Here is a 20,714-nt window from a genome sequence, read left to right as displayed (position 1 = left end):
ATTACTTAGCAGTTTTACCTTCTTTACGACGAACTTTTTCACCTTCGTAACGGATACCTTTTCCTTTATAAGGCTCAGGTGGTCTTACATCACGAATATTAGCAGCAAGTGCACCAACACGTTCTTTATCGATACCTTTAACGATGATCTTAGTGTTAGCTGGTACATCTACTTCAACTCCAGCTTCAGGAGTAATTTCAACAGGATGAGAGTAACCAACGTTAAGAACTAGTTTGTTTCCTGATTTAGAAGCACGGTAACCGACACCCACTAATTCAAGACCTCTTTCATAACCTTTTGCTACACCTTCAACCATGTTTCCTAGAATACTACGAGTTGTACCATGAAGTGCACGATGCTCTTTATTATCAGTAGGACGAGTAACGCTAAGAACGTTATCTTCCACATTAATAGTCATATCAGGGTGGAAAGTACGAGTAAGTTCGCCTTTCGGACCTTTCACAGTAACAGTGTTATCATTCATTGTAACAGTAACACCAGTTGGGATTTCTAAAAGTTTTTTACCAACACGTGACATCTATTACACCTCCATTCATTTAAAAACTTATTACCAAACGTAACCTAGTACTTCTCCACCAGCTTGTTTTTGACGAGCTTCTTTGTCAGTGAAAACACCTTGTGAAGTTGAAATAATCGCAATTCCTAAACCGTTTAATACACGTGGTACTTCATCAGCTTTCGCATATACGCGAAGACCAGGCTTACTAATACGTTTTAATCCTGTGATTACACGCTCATTATTTGCACCATATTTCAAGAAAATACGGATGATTCCTTGCTTGTTATCTTCTACATACTCAACATCACGAACGAATCCTTCACGCTTTAAAATTTCAGCGATTTCTCTCTTAATTTTTGAAGCTGGGATTTCTAATTTCTCGTGACGTACCATGTTCGCATTACGGATGCGAGTTAGCATATCTGCAATAGGATCTGTCATGACCATTGTAATTTTACCTCCTTCCCATTATCGGGTTTTACCAACTTGCTTTTTTAACACCAGGAATTTGACCCTTATAAGCTAGTTCACGGAAACAAATACGACAAAGTTTAAATTTGCGTAATACTGAATGAGGACGTCCGCAACGCTCACATCGAGTGTACTCTTGTACTTTAAATTTCTGAACGCGTTTTTGTTTCGCAATCATAGATTTTTTAGCCACGATATCGCCTCCTTTACTTTTGGAACGGCATTCCGAATTGAGTTAATAACTCACGAGCTTCTTCATCTGATTTAGCAGTTGTTACAATAACGATATCCATACCACGAACTTTAGATACTTTATCGTAATCAATCTCAGGGAAGATTAATTGTTCTTTAACACCAAGTGTATAGTTACCACGGCCATCAAAAGATTTCTTAGAAATACCACGGAAGTCACGTACACGTGGAAGAGAAACTGAAATTAGTTTATCTATGAATTGATACATACGCTCACCGCGTAATGTAACTTTAGCACCGATAGGCATACCTTCACGTAAGCGGAAACCTGCGATAGATTTCTTAGCTTTTGTTACTACAGGCTTTTGACCAGTAATTGTAGCTAATTCCTCAACAGCTGTATCTAATGCTTTTGAATTAGCAACCGCATCACCAATACCCATGTTGATAACGATCTTTTCTAGTTTAGGAACTTCCATAACTGAAGAATAGTTAAACTTGCTCATTAAAGCAGGTGTAATGTCATTCTGAAATTTTTCTTTTAGGCGGTTCATTTCAGTACCTCCTTTCTTCTACTATTTATCTAATAATTCACCAGATTTTTTTGCAACACGTACCTTTTTGCCATCTTCTACTTTAAATCCAACTCTTGTAGGAGTTCCTGATTTAGGATCTAATGGCATTACATTTGATACATGGATAGCTGCTTCTTTATTAATGATTCCACCTTGTGGGTTTGCTTGTGATGGTTTAGAGTGTTTTTTAACAATGTTCACACCTTCAACAAGTACACGGTCTTTCTTTGGGTAAGCCTCAAGGATTACACCTTGTTTACCTTTATCTTTTCCAGAGATAACTTGAACTTTATCACCTTTTTTTACATGCATCTAACTCGCACCTCCTTAAAAGGCATTTCTTTAATTGATTTATAATACTTCCGGAGCTAATGAAACGATTTTCATAAAGTTATTGTCACGTAATTCACGTGCTACAGGTCCGAAGATACGAGTTCCACGTGGACCCTTGTCATCACGGATAATTACGCAAGCATTTTCATCAAAACGAATATATGATCCATCATTACGACGTACTCCGCGTTTTGTACGAACAATTACCGCTTTAACTACGTCACCTTTTTTAACAACGCCTCCTGGTGTTGCTTGTTTTACTGTACAAACAATAACATCACCAATATTTGCTGTCTTACGACCTGAACCACCTAGAACTTTAATTGTAAGAACTTCACGAGCTCCAGAGTTGTCAGCTACTTTTAAACGAGTTTCTTGTTGAATCATTATGAAACCTCCCTTCGGATTTGTGATTTATCCGAACATATATTAGATAATAACTGCTTTTTCTACAACTTCAATTAAACGGAAGCGTTTTGTTGCAGATAACGGACGAGTCTCCATAATTTTTACGATATCGCCAGTTTTTGCTTCGTTATTCTCATCATGAGCTTTGAATTTTTTAGAATACTTTACGCGCTTCCCGTAAAGTGAATGTTTCTTATAGGTTTCTACAAGAACTGTGACTGTCTTATCCATCTTGTCAGACACGACACGACCAGTATAGACTTTGCGTTGGTTGCGTTCACTCATTTAGCAAACCCTCCTCTCTGGTTAACGATTATTAACGCCGATCTCTCTCTCACGGATAACAGTTTTCATACGAGCGATCGATTTACGAACTTCACGAATACGAGCTGTGTTCTCAAGCTGACCAGTAGCTAACTGGAAGCGTAGGTTGAATAGCTCTTCTTTTAAAGATTTAACTTTTTGTTCAATTTCGGCAGTGGTTAATTCACGAATTTCTTTTGGATTACTCATTTGATTCACCACCAATTTCTTCACGTTTTACAAACTTAGTTTTGATTGGTAGCTTATGAGATGCTAAACGAAGTGCCTCTCTTGCTACTTCTTCAGATACACCTGAAATTTCAAACATTATTTTACCCGGTTTTACAACAGCTACCCATCCTTCAGGCGCCCCTTTACCGGATCCCATACGTACCTCTAAAGGTTTTGCTGTGTACGGCTTAGAAGGGAAAATTTTAATCCATACTTTACCGCCACGTTTCATATAACGAGTCATTGCGATACGAGCTGCCTCAATCTGACGGTTCGTAATCCATGATGCTTCAAGTGCTTGAATACCATATTCACCGAAGTGAACCTCAGTACCACCTTTAGCATTACCACGCATTTTCCCGCGGTGTTCTCTACGATACTTAACGCGTTTTGGCATTAACATAATTAATTTCCTCCTTCCTCAGTTTTCTTTCTCGTAGGAAGGACCTCTCCACGATAAATCCAAACTTTAACTCCGATTTTACCGTATGTTGTATCTGCCTCTGCAGTGCCATAGTCAATATCAGCACGAAGTGTATGAAGAGGAACTGTTCCTTCACTATAATGTTCAGAACGAGCGATATCTGCACCGCCTAGACGACCAGAAACCATTGTTTTAATTCCTTTTGCACCAGCGCGCATTGCACGTTGGATAACTTGCTTTTGTGCACGACGGAAAGATACACGGTTTTCTAATTGACGAGCGATGTTTTCAGCAACAAGAATTGCTTCCATATCTGCTCTTTTGATTTCAAGAATATTGATGTGTACACGTTTACCAGTTAATTGGTTTAACGCTTTACGAAGTGCTTCAACCTCTGTACCACCTTTACCAATTACCATACCTGGTTTAGCAGTGTGAACAGTTACGTTTACACGGTTAGCAGCACGTTCGATTTCTATTTTAGATACTGAAGCATCATGTAGACGCTTAGCGATATACTCACGAATCTTAAGGTCTTCATGTAATAAGTCTGCATAATCTTTGCCTGCGTACCATTTTGATTCCCAATCACGGATAACTCCGATACGCAAACCTATAGGATTAACTTTTTGACCCACTGATTATCCCTCCTTCTTTTCTGATACCACGATTGTAATGTGGCTAGTACGTTTGTTAATTTGTGAAGCACGACCCATTGCACGTGGACGGAAACGTTTCAATGTTGGACCTTCATTAACAAAAGCATCTGTAATTACTAGGTTATTAGCGTCCATTTCGTAGTTATGTTCTGCATTTGCAATTGCAGAGTTAAGTACTTTCTCTACAATTGGAGAAGCAGCCTTAGGCGTATGGCGTAGGATCGCCACTGCCTCACCTACTTGCTTACCTCGAATTAAATCTATCACTAAACGTGCTTTACGAGGAGCAATACGAACTGTGTTTGCAACAGCTTTAGCTTGCATAATAAATGCCTCCTCTCATTAGCGTCTTGTTTTCTTATCGTCATTTGCGTGGCCTTTATACGTACGGGTAGGTGCGAATTCACCTAGTTTGTGACCAACCATATCTTCCGTAACATATACTGGTACATGCTTACGACCATCATAAACAGCAATTGTGTGACCAATAAATTGAGGGAAAATCGTTGAACGACGAGACCAAGTTTTGATAACTTGTTTCTTTTCAGTTTCATTCATTTTCTCAACTTTAACCATTAAATGATCATCAACAAAAGGTCCTTTTTTTAAGCTGCGACCCATATGTGAACCTCCCTTCGTGATTGCCCTACGGTTCCTGTGAACCGTAGCTCAACCCCGTTATTTTTTACGACGACGTACGATGAACTTATCTGATTTGTTCTTCTTCTTACGAGTTTTCGCTCCAAGTGTTGGTTTACCCCAAGGAGACATTGGTGACTTACGTCCGATTGGTGCTTTACCTTCACCACCACCGTGTGGGTGATCGTTCGGGTTCATTACAGATCCACGTACTGTTGGGCGTTTGCCTAACCAACGAGAACGACCTGCTTTACCAATGTTAATAAGTTCGTGTTGTTCGTTACCAACTTGGCCGATAGAAGCACGGCAAGTAGCAAGAATCATACGTACTTCACCTGAGTTTAAACGTACAAGTACGTATTTACCTTCTTTACCAAGAACTTGAGCAGAAGTACCAGCAGAACGAACTAATTGTCCACCTTTACCAGGCTTTAACTCAATGTTATGGATAACTGTACCAACAGGAATGTTAGCAAGTGGAAGTGCATTACCTACTTTAATATCAGCTTCAGGACCAGACATTACTTCTAAACCTACTACTAAGTTCTTAGGAGCAAGGATGTAACGTTTTTCTCCATCAACATAATTGATTAAAGCGATATTTGCTGAACGGTTTGGATCGTACTCGATTGTAGCAACGCGTCCAGGTATACCATCTTTATCACGTTTGAAATCGATGATACGGTATTGACGTTTATGTCCGCCACCTTGGTGACGTACAGTTAATTTACCTTGGTTATTACGTCCGCCTTTTCTGTGTAAAGGCGCTAATAATGATTTCTCTGGAGTAGCAGTTGTGATTTCTGCGAAATCAGAAACTGTCATTCCACGACGACCATTTGAGGTTGGTTTATACTTTTTTATCGCCATCTCTATTTCCCTCCTTCACTAATAGACTTATACTTCAAAGAATTCGATTTCTTTGCTATCAGCTGTTAATTTTACGATTGCTTTTCTACGACGGTTAGTGTAACCACTGTGACGTCCCATACGCTTAAATTTACCTTTATAGTTCATGATGTTAACTTTTTCTACATCGACACCGAAGATTTGCTCGATAGCGTCTTTAACTTCAGTCTTGTTAGCTTTAACATCAACATCAAACGTATATTTCTTTTCAGACATTAAGTCAGTTGAACGTTCAGTAATAACGGGGCGCTTAATAATATCACGAGGATCTCTCATTATGCAAGCACCTCCTCTACTTTTTCCACCGCAGCTTTAGTCATGATAAGCTTATCGTGGTTAAGAACATCAAGAACATTGATTCCGTTAGCAGTAACAACAGTTACTCCAGGAATGTTACGTGCTGATAATGCAACAGACTCATTTACATCACCTGTTACGATTAACGCCTTACGTTCTACTGATAATCCTTTTAGAATTGCAGACATTTCTTTAGTCTTTGGTGCTTCTAAAGTTAGGTTATCTAATACTAGTAAGTTGTTCTCTAATACTTTTGACGATAATGCTGATCTAACAGCTAAACGACGTACTTTTTTAGGTAATTTGAAGCTGTAGCTTCTTGGTGTAGGACCGAATACGATTCCGCCTCCACGCCATTGTGGTGAACGAATAGATCCTTGACGAGCGCGACCTGTACCTTTTTGTTTCCAAGGTTTGCGTCCTCCGCCACGTACTTCTGAACGAATTTTTGTTTTATGAGTTCCTTGACGTAAGGAAGCTCTTTGCATAATAACTGCTTCAAATAACACATGATTATTAGGTTCAATTCCGAATACCGAATCATTTAATTCGATTTCTCCTAAAGTTGAACCAGTTTGGCTATACAATGCAACTTTTGGCATTTGCATTTCCTCCTTTCTTAAAGAGATTATTTCGATTTAACCGCACTTTTAACAGTGATTAGAGCTTTTCTTGGTCCAGGAACGTTCCCTTTAACAAGAAGTAAGTTACGCTCAGTATCAACCTTAACAATTTGTAAGTTTTGAACTGTTACGCGCTCTCCACCCATGCGACCAGGTAATAGTTTGTTTTTGAATACGCGGTTTGGAGCAACAGGTCCCATTGACCCTGGGCGACGGTGGTAACGTGAACCGTGAGACATTGGTCCGCGTGATTGTCCATGGCGTTTGATTGAACCTTGGAAACCTTTACCTTTTGAAATTCCTGTTACATCTACCATATCTCCTTCAGCGAAGATATTTACGTTAACTTCCTGACCTACTTCGTAACCAGCAACCTCAATTCCGCGAATTTCGCGTAAGAAGCGCTTAGGTGCTGTATTCGCTTTTGCAACATGACCTTTTGCAGGTTTGTTAGAAAGCTTTTCTCTCTTATCTTCGAAACCTAATTGAATAGCTTCGTAACCATCGCTTTCAACAGATTTTGTCTGAAGAACAACGTTTGGAGTAGCTTCGATAACAGTTACAGGAACAAGTTCACCGTTTTCTACGAATACTTGAGTCATACCGATTTTTCTACCTAAGATTCCTTTGGTCATTAGTTACACCTCCTATATTTTTAACATGTATTTTATAGTTTAATTTCGATGTCTACACCAGACGGTAAATCTAAACGCATTAACGCATCAACAGTTTGTGGTGTTGGGTTAACGATGTCGATTAAACGTTTGTGTGTACGCATTTCGAATTGCTCACGAGAATCTTTATATTTGTGTACCGCACGAAGAATCGTATAAATTGATTTCTCAGTTGGAAGCGGAATTGGTCCAGATACAGCTGCACCAGAACGTTTCGCAGTTTCTACGATTTTTTCAGCAGACTGATCAAGAATTCTGTGATCATACGCCTTTAAACGAATACGAATTTTTTGTTTTGCCATTATTTTCCCTCCTTTATTCGCCTACTTTTAAAATAGACTTTCTCCGTGGAAATTTCCTTACACTCGCCATGGCAAAGCGGCCGGGTGTATCAGCAACCTTCCACATCATCGCAGTCAAAGACCAACATTCACTATTATATAATAATATAATAGGTAAATGCAACATAAAATATATTTTTATGCATGTCTTACGCACTTTTTTCATTATACATACCTATTAAGCTGTTTTCAAGTTTTCTAGGATTAATAGTTGAAGTTATATAATGGAAGAAAGTGATGTTTTAGCACGCTAATATATTCTTGTATGGATATAAGTTTCTTTAATGATGAAGGGTTAAGAGAAGTTGATTTTGTTAAAGGGGTAAATTTGTTTCTTGGTTCTATGGAGTAATAGAACTCCATCCAATTAATTATATATCGTTTTATCGATCTTTGTTTTAGGGGTAAGCTATTTTTATAGGCTGATAAGTCTTTTTATCGACCTAAAATATAGGGTTTGAACTAGTTTTTGAGCTGATAAATCATATATCGACCAATGTTTTATATTGCAGACTACAATATATGTTACCAGAGCTACCAGGTCATCTTCACTCAAATATATAATTACCTGATTATCAAGTTCCTTCTATATTATATATAACAACCATGATTTACTCCAAGCACCCTACAAGCCAATCCAAATAAAAAACAGGAAACCCGAAGGCCTCCTGTTTATAGTGTAATAAGAATTACTCTTGGATTGAAGCTACAACGCCAGCTCCAACAGTACGTCCACCCTCACGGATAGAGAATTTAGTTCCTTCTTCAATCGCAACTGAAGCGATTAGTTCAACAGTCATTTCGATGTTGTCACCAGGCATAACCATTTCTACGCCTTCAGGAAGGTTACAAATACCAGTTACGTCAGTTGTACGGAAGTAGAACTGAGGACGGTAGTTTGTGAAGAATGGAGTGTGACGTCCACCCTCTTCTTTAGATAATACATAAACTTCTGCTTTGAACTTTGTGTGTGGTTTGATTGTACCTGGTTTAGCAAGTACTTGACCACGTTGGATGTCATCACGTGAAACTCCACGAAGTAGAGCTCCAATGTTGTCTCCAGCTTCAGCATAGTCAAGAAGCTTACGGAACATTTCAACACCAGTAACAGTTGTTGTTTTAGGCTCTTCAGTTAAACCGATGATTTCGATTACTTCACCAACTTTTACTTGTCCACGCTCAACACGACCTGTAGCAACTGTTCCACGTCCAGTGATTGAGAATACGTCCTCAACTGGCATCATGAAAGGCTTATCAGTGTCACGAGGTGGAGTTGGAATGTATTCATCAACAGCAGCCATTAATTCGATAATTTTATCTTCCCACTCAGTTTCTCCTTCAAGAGCTTTAAGAGCAGAACCTTTTACTACTGGCACATCGTCTCCAGGGAAATCATAGTCAGATAGTAAATCACGAACTTCCATTTCAACTAATTCTAATAATTCTTCGTCATCAACCATGTCACATTTGTTTAAGAATACAACAAGGTGAGGTACACCTACCTGACGAGATAATAGAATGTGCTCACGAGTTTGTGGCATTGGACCATCAGCTGCAGATACAACTAAGATTCCGCCGTCCATTTGAGCAGCACCAGTGATCATGTTTTTAACATAGTCAGCATGTCCTGGGCAGTCTACGTGTGCATAGTGACGGTTGTCAGTTTCGTACTCAACGTGTGCAGTTGAGATTGTGATACCACGCTCACGCTCTTCAGGTGCACCATCGATTTGGTCATAAGCCATTGCTGTACCTTTACCAGATCTTTTTGCTAAAACTGAAGTGATAGCAGCAGTTAATGTAGTTTTACCATGGTCAACGTGTCCAATTGTACCGATGTTAGCATGTGCTTTGGAACGATCAAATTTTTCTTTACCCATTAGGGAAAACCTCCTTAAGTATTTGAGATAATTATTTTAAGTATGAAATGCTCTGAAAGTGAGAAATAGCTCCCACTTTCAAAGCCTACATAAGTAGTTATACTTTAACTACAGGTGAAAATCAATTATTCACCTTTATTTTTTTTGATGATTTCTTCAGAAATACTCTTAGGTACTTCCTCGTAGTGATCAAAGTGCATTGTAAATACTCCGCGACCTTGAGTGTTAGAACGTAATGAAGTAGCGTATCCGAACATTTCAGATAGTGGAACCATTGCACGAACAACTTGTGCATTTCCACGAGCTTCCATACCTTCTACACGTCCACGACGAGCAGTGATACCACCCATGATGTCTCCCATGTACTCATCAGGAATAACAACTTCAACTCTCATCATAGGTTCAAGAATAACTGGGTTACATTTTGAAACTGCGTTTTTCAATGCCATTGATGCAGCAATTTTAAACGCCATTTCACTTGAGTCAACATCATGGTATGAACCATCAACTAGTGCAGCTTTAACATCAATTAATTGATATCCAGCTAGTACACCGTTTTTCATTGAATCTTCAAGTCCAGCTTGTACAGCAGGTACGTATTCACGTGGAACTACCCCACCGACGATTTTATTTTCAAATTCGAAACCTTTTCCTTCTTCGTTAGGTTCGAATTCAATCCAAACGTGTCCGAATTGTCCACGTCCACCTGATTGACGAGCAAATTTACCTTCAACTCTTGCAGATCCACGGAATGTTTCACGGTATGCAACCTGTGGTGCACCTACATTAGCTTCAACTTTAAATTCACGTCTCATACGGTCAACGATGATATCTAAGTGTAACTCACCCATACCAGCGATGATCGTTTGGCCCGTTTCAGGGTCAGTGTGCGCACGGAATGTTGGATCTTCTTCAGATAATTTTTGTAACGCTGTACCCATTTTATCTTGGTCAGCTTTTGATTTAGGCTCAACTGATAATTGAATTACCGGCTCAGGGAAATTCATTGATTCAAGAATAACTGGATTCTTATCATCACATAATGTGTCACCAGTAGTAGTATCTTTTAATCCAACTGCTGCTGCGATATCTCCAGCGTAAACCTTAGAGATCTCTTCACGAGAGTTAGCATGCATTTGAAGGATACGACCTACACGTTCACGCTTACCTTTAGTTGAGTTTTGGATATATGAACCAGACTCTAGTGTACCAGAATATACACGGAAGAAAGTTAATTTACCTACATATGGGTCAGTCATAACTTTAAATGCAAGTGCTGAGAATGGACCTTCATCACTTGATTCACGAATTACTTCTTCTTCAGAATCAGGTAAAATACCTTTAATCGCTGGTACATCAACTGGAGCTGGAAGGTAATCAAGAACTGCATCAAGCATTTTTTGAACACCTTTGTTTTTGAATGCAGAACCACAGATTACAGGATAGAATTCAACGTTAACTGTACCTTTACGGATAGCAGCTTTAATTTCTTCGTTTGTTAATTCTTCACCTTCTAGGTACTTCATCATTAATTCTTCATCAAGCTCAGCAACCGCTTCTACTAATTTAGCACGGTACTCATCAGCTTGTTCTTTGTACTCTTCAGGAATTTCTTTGTCAACAATATCTGTCCCCAAGTCATTACCATAGAAAGTAGCTTTCATTTCGATAAGATCGATAATTCCTTCGAATTGATCTTCAGCACCGATTGGTAATTGAATTGGATGTGCATTTGCTTGTAAACGATCATGGATAGTTCCTACAGAGTATAAGAAATCTGCACCGATTTTGTCCATTTTGTTTACGAATACAACACGAGGAACACCATATGTTGTTGCTTGGCGCCAAACTGTTTCAGTTTGAGGCTCAACTCCTGATTGTGCATCAAGAACAGCTACAGCTCCATCTAGTACACGAAGTGAACGTTCAACTTCAACTGTGAAGTCTACGTGACCTGGTGTATCGATGATATTTACGCGGTGACCTTTCCACGAAGCAGTTGTTGCAGCAGAAGTGATTGTGATTCCACGCTCTTGCTCCTGCTCCATCCAGTCCATTTGTGAAGCTCCTTCATGAGTTTCACCAATTTTATGGATACGACCTGTGTAGTAAAGTACACGCTCAGTTGTCGTAGTTTTACCAGCATCAATATGTGCCATGATACCAATATTACGAGTTTTGTCTAAGGAGAACTCTCTTGCCATTGGGTGTCTTTCTCCTTCCATAGTTTAAGTATATTTTTTTTCGGAAAAGGCTCTGTTAAAATCAGTAATTTAACAGAGCTAGTTTTTATCCTACCAACGGTAGTGTGCGAATGCTTTGTTAGCTTCAGCCATTTTGTGAGTGTCCTCACGCTTTTTAACAGCTGCACCACTATTGTTTGCTGCATCTAAAATTTCGTTAGCTAAACGCTCTTCCATCGTTTTTTCTCCACGAAGACGAGCATAGTTTACTAACCAACGTAGTCCTAAAGTAGTTCTACGTTCAGGGCGAACTTCTACAGGTACTTGGTAGTTAGATCCACCTACACGGCGAGCTCTTACTTCAAGTACAGGCATGATGTTCTTAATTGCTTGTTCGAATACTTCCATAGCGTCCTTTCCAGAACGTTGTTGTACTAATTCAAACGCATTATATAAAATCGCTTGTGATTTACCTCTTTTTCCGTCAACCATCATTTTGTTGATTAAACGAGATACAAGCTTTGAATTATAAATCGGATCTGGTAATACATCTCTTTTTGCTACAGGTCCTTTACGAGGCATTATCATTTCCTCCTTTCAATCATGATATGTGAGTTATTTAACTTATTTTTTTGCAGCTTTAGGTCTCTTAGTTCCGTATTTAGAACGACCTTGCATACGGTTATTAACACCAGCTGTATCTAACGCACCACGTACAATGTGATAACGTACCCCTGGTAAGTCTTTAACACGTCCACCACGAATTAACACTACACTGTGCTCTTGTAGGTTGTGTCCAATTCCTGGGATGTAAGCTGTAACCTCGATACCGTTAGTTAAACGTACACGAGCATACTTACGAAGTGCTGAGTTTGGTTTTTTAGGTGTCATCGTACCAACACGTGTACAAACACCACGTTTTTGAGGTGATGTAAGGTTAGTTTGAGCTTTTTTGAAGCTGTTGTACCCTTTATTTAAAGCTGGAGAGTCAGATTTAACTACCTTAGTCTCACGGCCCTTACGCACTAATTGATTAATAGTAGGCATTGTTGTTTTCCTCCCTTCACATATTTCTAAGTCCACACATCCAGGTGGTTCATTCTTTGACAAAAACAAAGTTCTTGTAGAATACGATTCTTTGTCTTCCACAAAAACAGTTTTTAACGAATAATCGCTACAGCTGCAGCTCCTACTTCTATTCCACATGCTTTTCCAAGCAATTTCATAGATTCCACTCTAGTTATCTTTACTCGTTGTTCCTCAGCTAGTTGTAATAGTTTATTAACAACTCGCCGATCAGCATCTTCTGCTACGACAACTTCTAGTACCTTTGTGTTCTGTAGTGCTTTCACTGTTTGCTTTGTACCTATGATTATCTCAGTTGCCTGTAATACTTTATCATAAGACATTATTCATATCCTCCAAAGTACCAGGTTATTAGGAGCACCTACGATATAGTATCATTGTAAGGAAGAGATGTCAACTATCCCAGAACATATTTTTTTATGTTTCGCATAAAATAATAGGTTTAGGTTCTGTTGACATCTGCCCTCACAACTTTGAGATATAATCTATTCTACAGTAACAGTCTCTTCTTTATCTTCGGTTTGAAGAATTGGTTCTGCTCTACGGTAACGGTTCATACCTGTTCCTGCTGGTACTAATTTACCAATAATTACATTCTCTTTAAGTCCAAGTAATTCATCACGCTTCCCTTTAATTGCAGCATCTGTAAGAACTCTTGTTGTTTCTTGGAATGATGCAGCAGATAAGAAGGAATCTGTTTCAAGTGATGCTTTTGTGATACCAAGTAGGACTGGACGACCAGTTGCAGGCATTCCACCTTTTATTATCACTTTTGTATTCGCATCTGTGAATTGATGTACGTCAAGTAATGAACCTGGTAACACATCTGTATCACCTGCATCCATAACTCTTACTTTACGTAACATTTGTCGAACCATTACTTCTACGTGTTTATCTCCAATTTCTACACCTTGCATACGGTATACCTTTTGAACCTCACGCAATAAGTATTCTTGTACTGCTGTCATATCTTTTACTTTTAAAAGCTCTTTAGGATCAATAGAACCTTCCGTTAATTCTTGACCACGGTTAATTTCTTGACCTTCAATTACCTTTAAACGTGCACTATATGGTGCTGTGTACGAGCGACTTTCTACATCACCTTGAATAACGATTTCTTGTTGTTTATCTCTTACTTCATTTATTGCACTAACAACACCATCGATTTCGGAAATAACCGCTTGACCCTTCGGATTACGCGCCTCAAATAGCTCCTGAATACGAGGTAAACCTTGAGTGATATCATCTCCTGCAACTCCACCTGTATGGAATGTACGCATCGTTAACTGTGTTCCTGGCTCACCGATTGATTGAGCAGCAATAATACCTACAGCTTCTCCAACCTCTACCTCTGAACCAGTTGCTAGGTTACGACCATAACATTTTTTACACACACCATGTCTAGTGTTACAAGTAAACGCTGAACGAATCCATGCATCTTCAACACCTGCTTCTACAATTGTAGTCGCTAGGTCTTCAGTGATTAAGTCATTCTCTTTTACGATAATCTCTTTTGTCTCTGGATGTTTAATTGTTTTTCTTGCATAACGACCGATTAGTCGCTCTTCAAGGGCTTCAATTACCTCTGTGCCATCTTTTAATGCACGGATATGAAGACCTCTATCTGTTCCACAATCATCATCTCTAACGATTACATCTTGTGCAACATCTACAAGACGTCTAGTTAAGTAACCTGAGTCAGCTGTTTTTAACGCTGTATCGGCTAGACCTTTACGCGCACCGTGAGTAGAGATGAAGTATTCTAGTACCGTTAAACCTTCACGGAAACTCGATTTGATTGGTAACTCGATGATTCTACCAGCCGGGTTGGCCATTAGACCACGCATACCAGCTAACTGCGTAAAGTTAGATGCGTTACCACGGGCACCAGAGTCACTCATCATGAATATTGGGTTACTTCTATCAAGTGTATCCATTAGCTTACCTTGGATAACATCTTTTGCTGCACTCCAGATTGAAATAACTCGATCATAACGTTCTTCTTCCGTAATTAATCCACGGCGGAATTGTTTTAATACATTATCTACTTTTGCTTGCGCTTCAGTTAGAATTACTTGTTTTTCAGGTAAAACTACGATATCTGACACACCTACTGTAATACCAGCTTTAGTAGAGTATTTGAAACCTAAGTTCTTCATTCGATCTAACATTTTTGAAGTCTCAGTAATTTTGAACTTCTTGAACACTTCTGCAATGATATTTCCAAGAATTTTCTTCTTGAATGGATCGATGAGTTCTTGGCTAGTAATTGCTTCTAAAACGTTAGCACCTTTTGGAATAAAGTATTTTTCTGGTGTTTTTTCTTCAAGATTACGTTTTGTTGGTTCATTAATATAAGGGAACGATTTAGGTAAGATTTCATTGAAGATCAACTTACCAACCGTAGTTACTAATAACTGCTGATTTTGTTCCTCTGTAAAAGTCACATTATTTAATGAGCCTGCATGAACCGCAACTCGTGTATGAAGATGAACATAGCCATTTTGGTAGGCAATTAAAGCTTCATTTGTATCTTTAAATACCATACCTTCGCCAATTGCTCCTTTACGCTCAAGTGTTAAGTAGTAGTTTCCTAATACCATGTCTTGAGATGGAGTAACAACTGGTTTACCATCCTTAGGGTTAAGGATGTTTTGCGCCGCTAGCATAAGTAAACGTGCTTCAGCTTGTGCTTCAGCTGATAAAGGTACGTGTACCGCCATTTGGTCACCGTCGAAGTCAGCGTTGTAAGCTGTACATACAAGAGGGTGAAGACGGATTGCGCGTCCTTCAACAAGTGTTGGTTCAAATGCTTGAATTCCTAATCTATGTAGAGTAGGTGCACGGTTTAGTAATACAGGGTGTTCCCTGATAACTGATTCAAGAACATCCCATACTTCTGGGTTTACGCGCTCTATTTTACGTTTCGCACTCTTAATGTTGTGGGCCAGGCCTTTTTCTACTAATTCCTTCATTACGAAAGGCTTAAATAGTTCAAGTGCCATTTCTTTAGGTAATCCACATTGGTACATTTTCAAATTCGGTCCAACTACAATAACGGAACGTCCTGAGTAGTCAACACGTTTTCCAAGAAGGTTTTGACGGAAACGCCCTTGCTTCCCTTTTAACATGTGTGATAACGACTTTAATGGACGATTACCAGGACCAGTTACTGGACGGCCACGACGACCATTGTCAATCAGTGCATCGACTGCTTCCTGTAACATACGCTTTTCATTTTGAACAATAATACTTGGTGCACCAAGGTCTAATAAGCGTTTTAAACGGTTGTTACGGTTAATAACACGACGATATAGGTCATTTAAGTCAGAAGTTGCAAAACGCCCACCATCTAATTGAACCATCGGACGTAATTCTGGTGGAATTACCGGAAGTACATCTAGAATCATCCAAGATGGCTCGTTACCTGAATTTCTGAATGCCTCTAACACTTCCAGACGTTTAATCGCACGAGTACGACGTTGCCCTTGAGCCGTTTTTAATTCTTCTTTTAAGAAATTAACTTCCTTGTTAAGTTCAATGTCTGAAAGTAATTTTTTAATTGCTTCTGCACCCATAGAAGCTTGGAATGTATTTCCGTACTTCTCGCGATATGCACGGAATTCTTTTTCTGAAAGAAGTTGCTTTTTTTCTAATGGAGTGTCACCAGTTTCTGTAACAACATAAGAAGCAAAGTAGATAATTTCTTCCAGTGCACGAGGGGACATGTCTAAAACAAGTCCCATTCGGCTTGGAATTCCTTTAAAATACCAGATGTGTGAGACAGGGGCAGCTAATTCAATATGCCCCATTCTTTCACGACGTACTTTTGCACGTGTTACTTCAACTCCACATCGGTCACAAACTACACCTTTATAACGGACACGCTTATATTTACCGCAATGACATTCCCAGTCCTTCGTTGGACCGAAAATACGTTCACAGAATAAACCGTCCTTCTCAGGCTTTAACGTACGGTAATTTATTGTTTCTGGCTTCTTTACCTCACCAAAAGACCATGAACGAATCTTATCAGGTGAAGCGAGTCCGATTTTCATATACTCAAAATTATTGACATCTAGCAAGGGGCCTACCTCCCTTATAATCTCCAGGTTTTACCCTTATTGCTGGCTTGTTACCCGAATTATTCCTTTGTAACAGCATCTTTTTCTTCTTTTAATTCGTTAACTGGCTTTTCATTATCTAAAGATACACTATCACTTTGATTTGGATCTTCGTCATCTTCTAGATCACGCATTTCAATTTCTTTCTCATCACCAGATAAGATTTTTACATCCATACCTAAGCTCTGAAGTTCTTTAATTAATACTTTGAACGATTCCGGAACTCCTGGTTCAGGAACATTCTCACCCTTAACAATCGCTTCATATGTTTTCACACGACCAACAACATCGTCTGACTTAACTGTTAAGATTTCTTGAAGTGTGTATGCAGCACCGTATGCTTCAAGTGCCCATACTTCCATCTCACCAAAACGTTGTCCACCGAATTGCGCTTTTCCTCCAAGAGGCTGTTGCGTAACTAGTGAGTAAGGTCCTGTTGAACGAGCATGTAACTTGTCATCAACCATGTGAGCAAGTTTAATCATGTACATAACCCCAACAGATACACGGTTATCAAACGGTTCACCCGTTCTTCCATCATATAATACTGTTTTGGCATCACGTGACATACCTGCTTCTTGAAGTGTTTCCCAAACATCTTCCTCACGTGCTCCATCAAATACAGGTGACGCTACATGAATACCTAACTGGCGTGCAGCCATACCAAGGTGTAACTCAAGTACCTGACCGATGTTCATACGTGATGGAACTCCTAGAGGGTTTAACATGATATCAATAGGTGTACCATCTGGTAAGAATGGCATATCTTCTTCTGGAAGAATACGAGATATAACACCCTTGTTACCATGGCGCCCTGCCATTTTATCCCCTTCAGAGATTTTACGTTTTTGAACAATATATACGCGAACAAGTTGATTTACTCCAGGTGGAAGCTCATCACCATCTTCACGATTAAACACTTTAACATCTAGAACGATTCCTCCACCACCGTGTGGTACACGAAGGGAAGTATCACGAACTTCACGGGCTTTTTCACCGAAGATTGCATGTAATAGACGTTCCTCTGCTGTAAGTTCGGTGACACCCTTTGGAGTTACTTTACCTACTAGTAGATCACCATCTTTTACTTCAGCACCAGTTCTGATAATTCCACGCTCATCAAGATTGCGCAATGCATCTTCACCAACGTTTGGAATATCACGAGTGATTTCTTCAGGTCCAAGCTTTGTATCGCGTGATTCTGATTCATATTCTTCAATGTGAATTGAAGTATATACATCATCCTTAACAAGGCGTTGACTCATGATGATTGCATCCTCATAGTTGTAACCATCCCATGTCATGAATCCAACTAATACGTTTCTACCAAGTGCTAGCTCCCCTTGTTCCATTGAAGGTCCATCTGCAAGGATTTCTCCTCTAACAACTTCATCACCAACTGAAACAATTGGGCGCTGATTATAACATGTACCCTGGTTAGAACGGATGAATTTCAACAGTCTATATTTATCAAGGTTGCCCTTAACCTTTTGACCATCAACCTCTTCATAACGTCTAACCCAAACTTGTTTTGCTTCTACTCTTTCAACAACACCCGGATACTTACAAATGACTGCAGCTCCAGAGTCTTTACCAGATACATATTCCATACCAGTACCAACAAGTGGTGCCTCTGGGTTCATTAAAGGAACTGCTTGACGTTGCATGTTCGCTCCCATTAGTGCACGGTTCGAGTCATCGTTTTCTAAGAATGGAATACAAGCTGTCGCAGCAGAAACTACTTGTTTAGGTGATACATCCATATAATCAATACGCTCTCGTTTAACAACTGTATTTTCACCTTTGAAACGAGCAACAATATCTTCATCTATAAATGAACCATCATCTGACAATCTAGCGTTTGCTTGTGCAACAACATATAAATCCTCTTCATCAGCAGTTAAGTAATCAATTCGTTCTGTTACTTTACCAGACTCCGGATCTACACGGCGGTATGGTGTTTCAATAAAACCAAATCTATTTACTTTTGCAAATGATGATAGAGAGTTAATTAATCCGATATTCGGTCCCTCTGGAGTTTCAATCGGACACATACGGCCATAGTGAGAGTAGTGTACGTCACGAACTTCAAAGCCCGCACGCTCACGTGTTAATCCACCAGGTCCTAAAGCTGATAACCTACGTTTGTGGGTTAATTCTGCTAGAGGGTTCGTTTGGTCCATGAATTGAGACAACTGTGAACTACCAAAGAACTCTTTAATAGACGCAATAACAGGGCGAATATTAATTAATTGTTGTGGTGTAATTGTATTTGTATCTTGAATAGACATTCTCTCACGTACAACACGCTCCATACGAGAAAGTCCGATTCTAAATTGGTTTTGTAGTAATTCACCTACAGAACGTAAGCGACGATTACCAAGGTGATCAATATCATCTGTATCTCCTACCTGATGTAACAAGTTAAAGAAATAACTAATAGATGCTAGAATATCAGCTTGTGTAATGTTTTTAATTGACTCATCAATGATTGTGTTACCAATTACATTAATGACTTGTTCCCCATCAGGATCACTAGGAGAGACAATTTTAATAGATTGAATCGTTACATCTTCTTCTAGCACACCACCATTAGGTTGAACAACCTTGAATCCAATCCCCTTTTCAAGATGTGGAATAAGTCGGTCTAGAGCTCTTCTATCTAGTAGAGTGCCCTTTTCAGCGATAATTTCACCAGTTTCACCATCTACTAGAGTTTCTGCAAGACGTTGGTTAAATAGGCGGTTTTTAATATGCAGCTTTTTATTAATCTTGTAACGACCAACATTTGCTAGATCATATCTCTTCGGATCAAAGAAACGAGATTCTAGTAAGCTTTTTGCATTATCTACTGTTGGTGGCTCACCAGGACGTAAACGTTCATAAATTTCTAGTAACGCCTTTTCCGTACTCTCGGTGTTATCTTTATCAAGAGTATTTCGAAGGTACTCATTCTCGCCAAATAAATCGATGATTTCTTGATCAGACCCAAACCCTAATGCACGCAAAAGAACCGTAACCGGTAATTTCCGAGTACGATCAATACGAACGTATACTACATCCTTCGCATCTGTTTCGTATTCTAACCAAGCACCACGGTTTGGAATTACTGTTGCTGTAAATCCTCTTTTTCCATTTTTATCAATTTTTCCGCTGTAATACACACTCGGAGAACGTACTAACTGTGAAACAATTACACGTTCGGCTCCATTGATAACAAACGTGCCCGTTTCAGTCATTAGTGGGAAATCACCCATAAATACGTCCTGATCTTTCACTTCACCGGTTTCTTTGTTAATCAGACGCACCTTAACACGTAATGGCGCAGAGTATGTAACATCACGCTCTTTTGATTCTTCGACCGGATATTTAGGGTCTCCTAAACTATAATCGATAAAATCAAGCGATAAGTTACCAGTAAAATCTTCAATCGGAGAAATATCCTGAAACATTTCTCTAAGACCCTCATCAAGAAACCATTGATATGAAGAGGTTTGGATTTCGATAAGATTTGGTAATTCTAAAACTTCACTAATACGCGCATAACTCCTACGCTTACGGTGTCGTCCATACTGAACTAGTTGACCTGTCAACTGATTCACCCCTCAAATCAAGCGTTAAACTTGCAAATTTTATTTGTCTAACCATAAACACAATAGACAAAAAGAAAAATGGTTTCTCCTTAGAAAAACACAGCAAATAAACTGTATCTTTCTTTTAAAAACCAGAAATACTCTTTTCTGATTGAACAAGAAAACCATATTTTCACAAACGAACTATTGATTTTATCAGTCTTTCCTATGCCTCTAAATTTATACATAAAAAAATAAAATAGATGCATT

The 20,714-nt window shown here is 39.1% G+C and carries 24 protein-coding genes; all 24 read right to left on the bottom strand.

Features of this window, described 5'->3' with window-relative positions; all coding sequences use genetic code 11:
* Position 1 precedes the first annotated feature (1 nt).
* Positions 2-538, bottom strand: a complete 537-nt coding sequence (gene rplF, locus J2Z26_RS20990; protein ID WP_193534108.1) for a 50S ribosomal protein L6 — start codon at positions 536-538, stop codon at positions 2-4.
* Positions 539-568: 30 nt separating this feature from the next.
* Entirely contained in the window at positions 569-967 is a 399-nt protein-coding gene (gene rpsH / locus J2Z26_RS20985; RefSeq protein ID WP_193470994.1) for a 30S ribosomal protein S8, read from the bottom strand.
* A gap of 31 nt (positions 968-998) precedes the next feature.
* Entirely contained in the window at positions 999-1,184 is a 186-nt protein-coding gene (locus J2Z26_RS20980) for a type Z 30S ribosomal protein S14 (protein WP_193470993.1), read from the bottom strand.
* Between the two features lie 13 nt (positions 1,185-1,197).
* Complete coding sequence (rplE, locus tag J2Z26_RS20975; RefSeq protein ID WP_193470992.1) at positions 1,198-1,737, bottom strand: 50S ribosomal protein L5; 540 nt, start codon at positions 1,735-1,737, stop codon at positions 1,198-1,200.
* Positions 1,738-1,758: 21 nt separating this feature from the next.
* Entirely contained in the window at positions 1,759-2,070 is a 312-nt protein-coding gene (gene rplX, locus J2Z26_RS20970) for a 50S ribosomal protein L24 (protein WP_193534109.1), read from the bottom strand.
* 39 nt (positions 2,071-2,109) lie between these two features.
* Positions 2,110-2,478, bottom strand: a complete 369-nt coding sequence (rplN, locus tag J2Z26_RS20965; RefSeq protein ID WP_193470990.1) for a 50S ribosomal protein L14 — start codon at positions 2,476-2,478, stop codon at positions 2,110-2,112.
* A gap of 42 nt (positions 2,479-2,520) precedes the next feature.
* Complete coding sequence (gene rpsQ, locus J2Z26_RS20960; protein WP_193534110.1) at positions 2,521-2,784, bottom strand: 30S ribosomal protein S17; 264 nt, start codon at positions 2,782-2,784, stop codon at positions 2,521-2,523.
* A gap of 21 nt (positions 2,785-2,805) precedes the next feature.
* The gene (gene rpmC / locus J2Z26_RS20955) at positions 2,806-3,012 is read right to left on the bottom strand and encodes a 50S ribosomal protein L29 (protein ID WP_193470988.1); all 207 of its coding nucleotides are present in this window, start codon (positions 3,010-3,012) and stop codon (positions 2,806-2,808) included.
* Positions 3,005-3,436, bottom strand: a complete 432-nt coding sequence (rplP, locus tag J2Z26_RS20950; RefSeq protein WP_193470987.1) for a 50S ribosomal protein L16 — start codon at positions 3,434-3,436, stop codon at positions 3,005-3,007. Before rplP ends, rpmC begins: the two co-directional genes overlap by 8 nt.
* 2 nt (positions 3,437-3,438) lie before the next feature.
* Positions 3,439-4,095, bottom strand: a complete 657-nt coding sequence (gene rpsC, locus J2Z26_RS20945; RefSeq protein ID WP_193534111.1) for a 30S ribosomal protein S3 — start codon at positions 4,093-4,095, stop codon at positions 3,439-3,441.
* Positions 4,096-4,098: 3 nt separating this feature from the next.
* The gene (gene rplV / locus J2Z26_RS20940) at positions 4,099-4,440 is read right to left on the bottom strand and encodes a 50S ribosomal protein L22 (protein WP_193470985.1); all 342 of its coding nucleotides are present in this window, start codon (positions 4,438-4,440) and stop codon (positions 4,099-4,101) included.
* An 18-nt stretch (positions 4,441-4,458) separates the two neighbouring features.
* Positions 4,459-4,737, bottom strand: a complete 279-nt coding sequence (gene rpsS, locus J2Z26_RS20935; protein WP_193534112.1) for a 30S ribosomal protein S19 — start codon at positions 4,735-4,737, stop codon at positions 4,459-4,461.
* 57 nt (positions 4,738-4,794) lie between these two features.
* Positions 4,795-5,625, bottom strand: coding sequence for a 50S ribosomal protein L2 (rplB, locus tag J2Z26_RS20930; protein ID WP_193534113.1), 831 nt, complete (start codon positions 5,623-5,625; stop codon positions 4,795-4,797).
* A 27-nt stretch (positions 5,626-5,652) separates the two neighbouring features.
* The gene (rplW, locus tag J2Z26_RS20925; RefSeq protein WP_193534114.1) at positions 5,653-5,940 is read right to left on the bottom strand and encodes a 50S ribosomal protein L23; all 288 of its coding nucleotides are present in this window, start codon (positions 5,938-5,940) and stop codon (positions 5,653-5,655) included.
* On the bottom strand, positions 5,940-6,563 hold the full coding sequence (gene rplD, locus J2Z26_RS20920) for a 50S ribosomal protein L4 (protein ID WP_193534115.1): 624 nt from the start codon (positions 6,561-6,563) through the stop codon (positions 5,940-5,942). Before rplD ends, rplW begins: the two co-directional genes overlap by 1 nt.
* A 26-nt stretch (positions 6,564-6,589) precedes the next feature.
* Positions 6,590-7,219, bottom strand: coding sequence for a 50S ribosomal protein L3 (gene rplC, locus J2Z26_RS20915; RefSeq protein WP_193534116.1), 630 nt, complete (start codon positions 7,217-7,219; stop codon positions 6,590-6,592).
* A gap of 32 nt (positions 7,220-7,251) precedes the next feature.
* Positions 7,252-7,560 carry a 30S ribosomal protein S10 gene (gene rpsJ, locus J2Z26_RS20910; RefSeq protein WP_034676072.1) on the bottom strand — a complete coding sequence of 103 codons (309 nt, stop codon included), beginning with the start codon at positions 7,558-7,560 and terminating at the stop codon, positions 7,252-7,254.
* Positions 7,561-8,288: 728 nt separating this feature from the next.
* Positions 8,289-9,479, bottom strand: coding sequence for an elongation factor Tu (gene tuf, locus J2Z26_RS20905; RefSeq protein ID WP_193534117.1), 1,191 nt, complete (start codon positions 9,477-9,479; stop codon positions 8,289-8,291).
* Positions 9,480-9,604: 125 nt separating this feature from the next.
* Positions 9,605-11,683: an elongation factor G gene (fusA, locus tag J2Z26_RS20900; RefSeq protein ID WP_193534118.1), complete on the bottom strand. Its 2,079-nt coding sequence runs from the start codon at positions 11,681-11,683 to the stop codon at positions 9,605-9,607.
* Between the two features lie 90 nt (positions 11,684-11,773).
* Entirely contained in the window at positions 11,774-12,244 is a 471-nt protein-coding gene (gene rpsG / locus J2Z26_RS20895; protein WP_193470977.1) for a 30S ribosomal protein S7, read from the bottom strand.
* A 42-nt stretch (positions 12,245-12,286) separates the two neighbouring features.
* Positions 12,287-12,709, bottom strand: coding sequence for a 30S ribosomal protein S12 (gene rpsL / locus J2Z26_RS20890; protein ID WP_193470976.1), 423 nt, complete (start codon positions 12,707-12,709; stop codon positions 12,287-12,289).
* Positions 12,710-12,822: 113 nt separating this feature from the next.
* Complete coding sequence (locus J2Z26_RS20885; RefSeq protein ID WP_193534119.1) at positions 12,823-13,071, bottom strand: 50S ribosomal protein L7ae-like protein; 249 nt, start codon at positions 13,069-13,071, stop codon at positions 12,823-12,825.
* 162 nt (positions 13,072-13,233) lie between these two features.
* Complete coding sequence (rpoC, locus tag J2Z26_RS20880; RefSeq protein WP_193534120.1) at positions 13,234-16,833, bottom strand: DNA-directed RNA polymerase subunit beta'; 3,600 nt, start codon at positions 16,831-16,833, stop codon at positions 13,234-13,236.
* 59 nt (positions 16,834-16,892) lie between these two features.
* Positions 16,893-20,465, bottom strand: coding sequence for a DNA-directed RNA polymerase subunit beta (gene rpoB, locus J2Z26_RS20875; RefSeq protein ID WP_193534121.1), 3,573 nt, complete (start codon positions 20,463-20,465; stop codon positions 16,893-16,895).
* Positions 20,466-20,714 lie beyond the last annotated feature (249 nt).

Source organism: Cytobacillus luteolus (genome assembly GCF_017873715.1).
GTDB lineage: Bacteria > Bacillota > Bacilli > Bacillales > Bacillaceae_L > Bacillus_BV > Bacillus_BV luteola.
The sequence above is the reverse complement of the archived record's forward strand: the minus strand, read 5'-3'. Positions and strand labels throughout refer to the sequence as shown.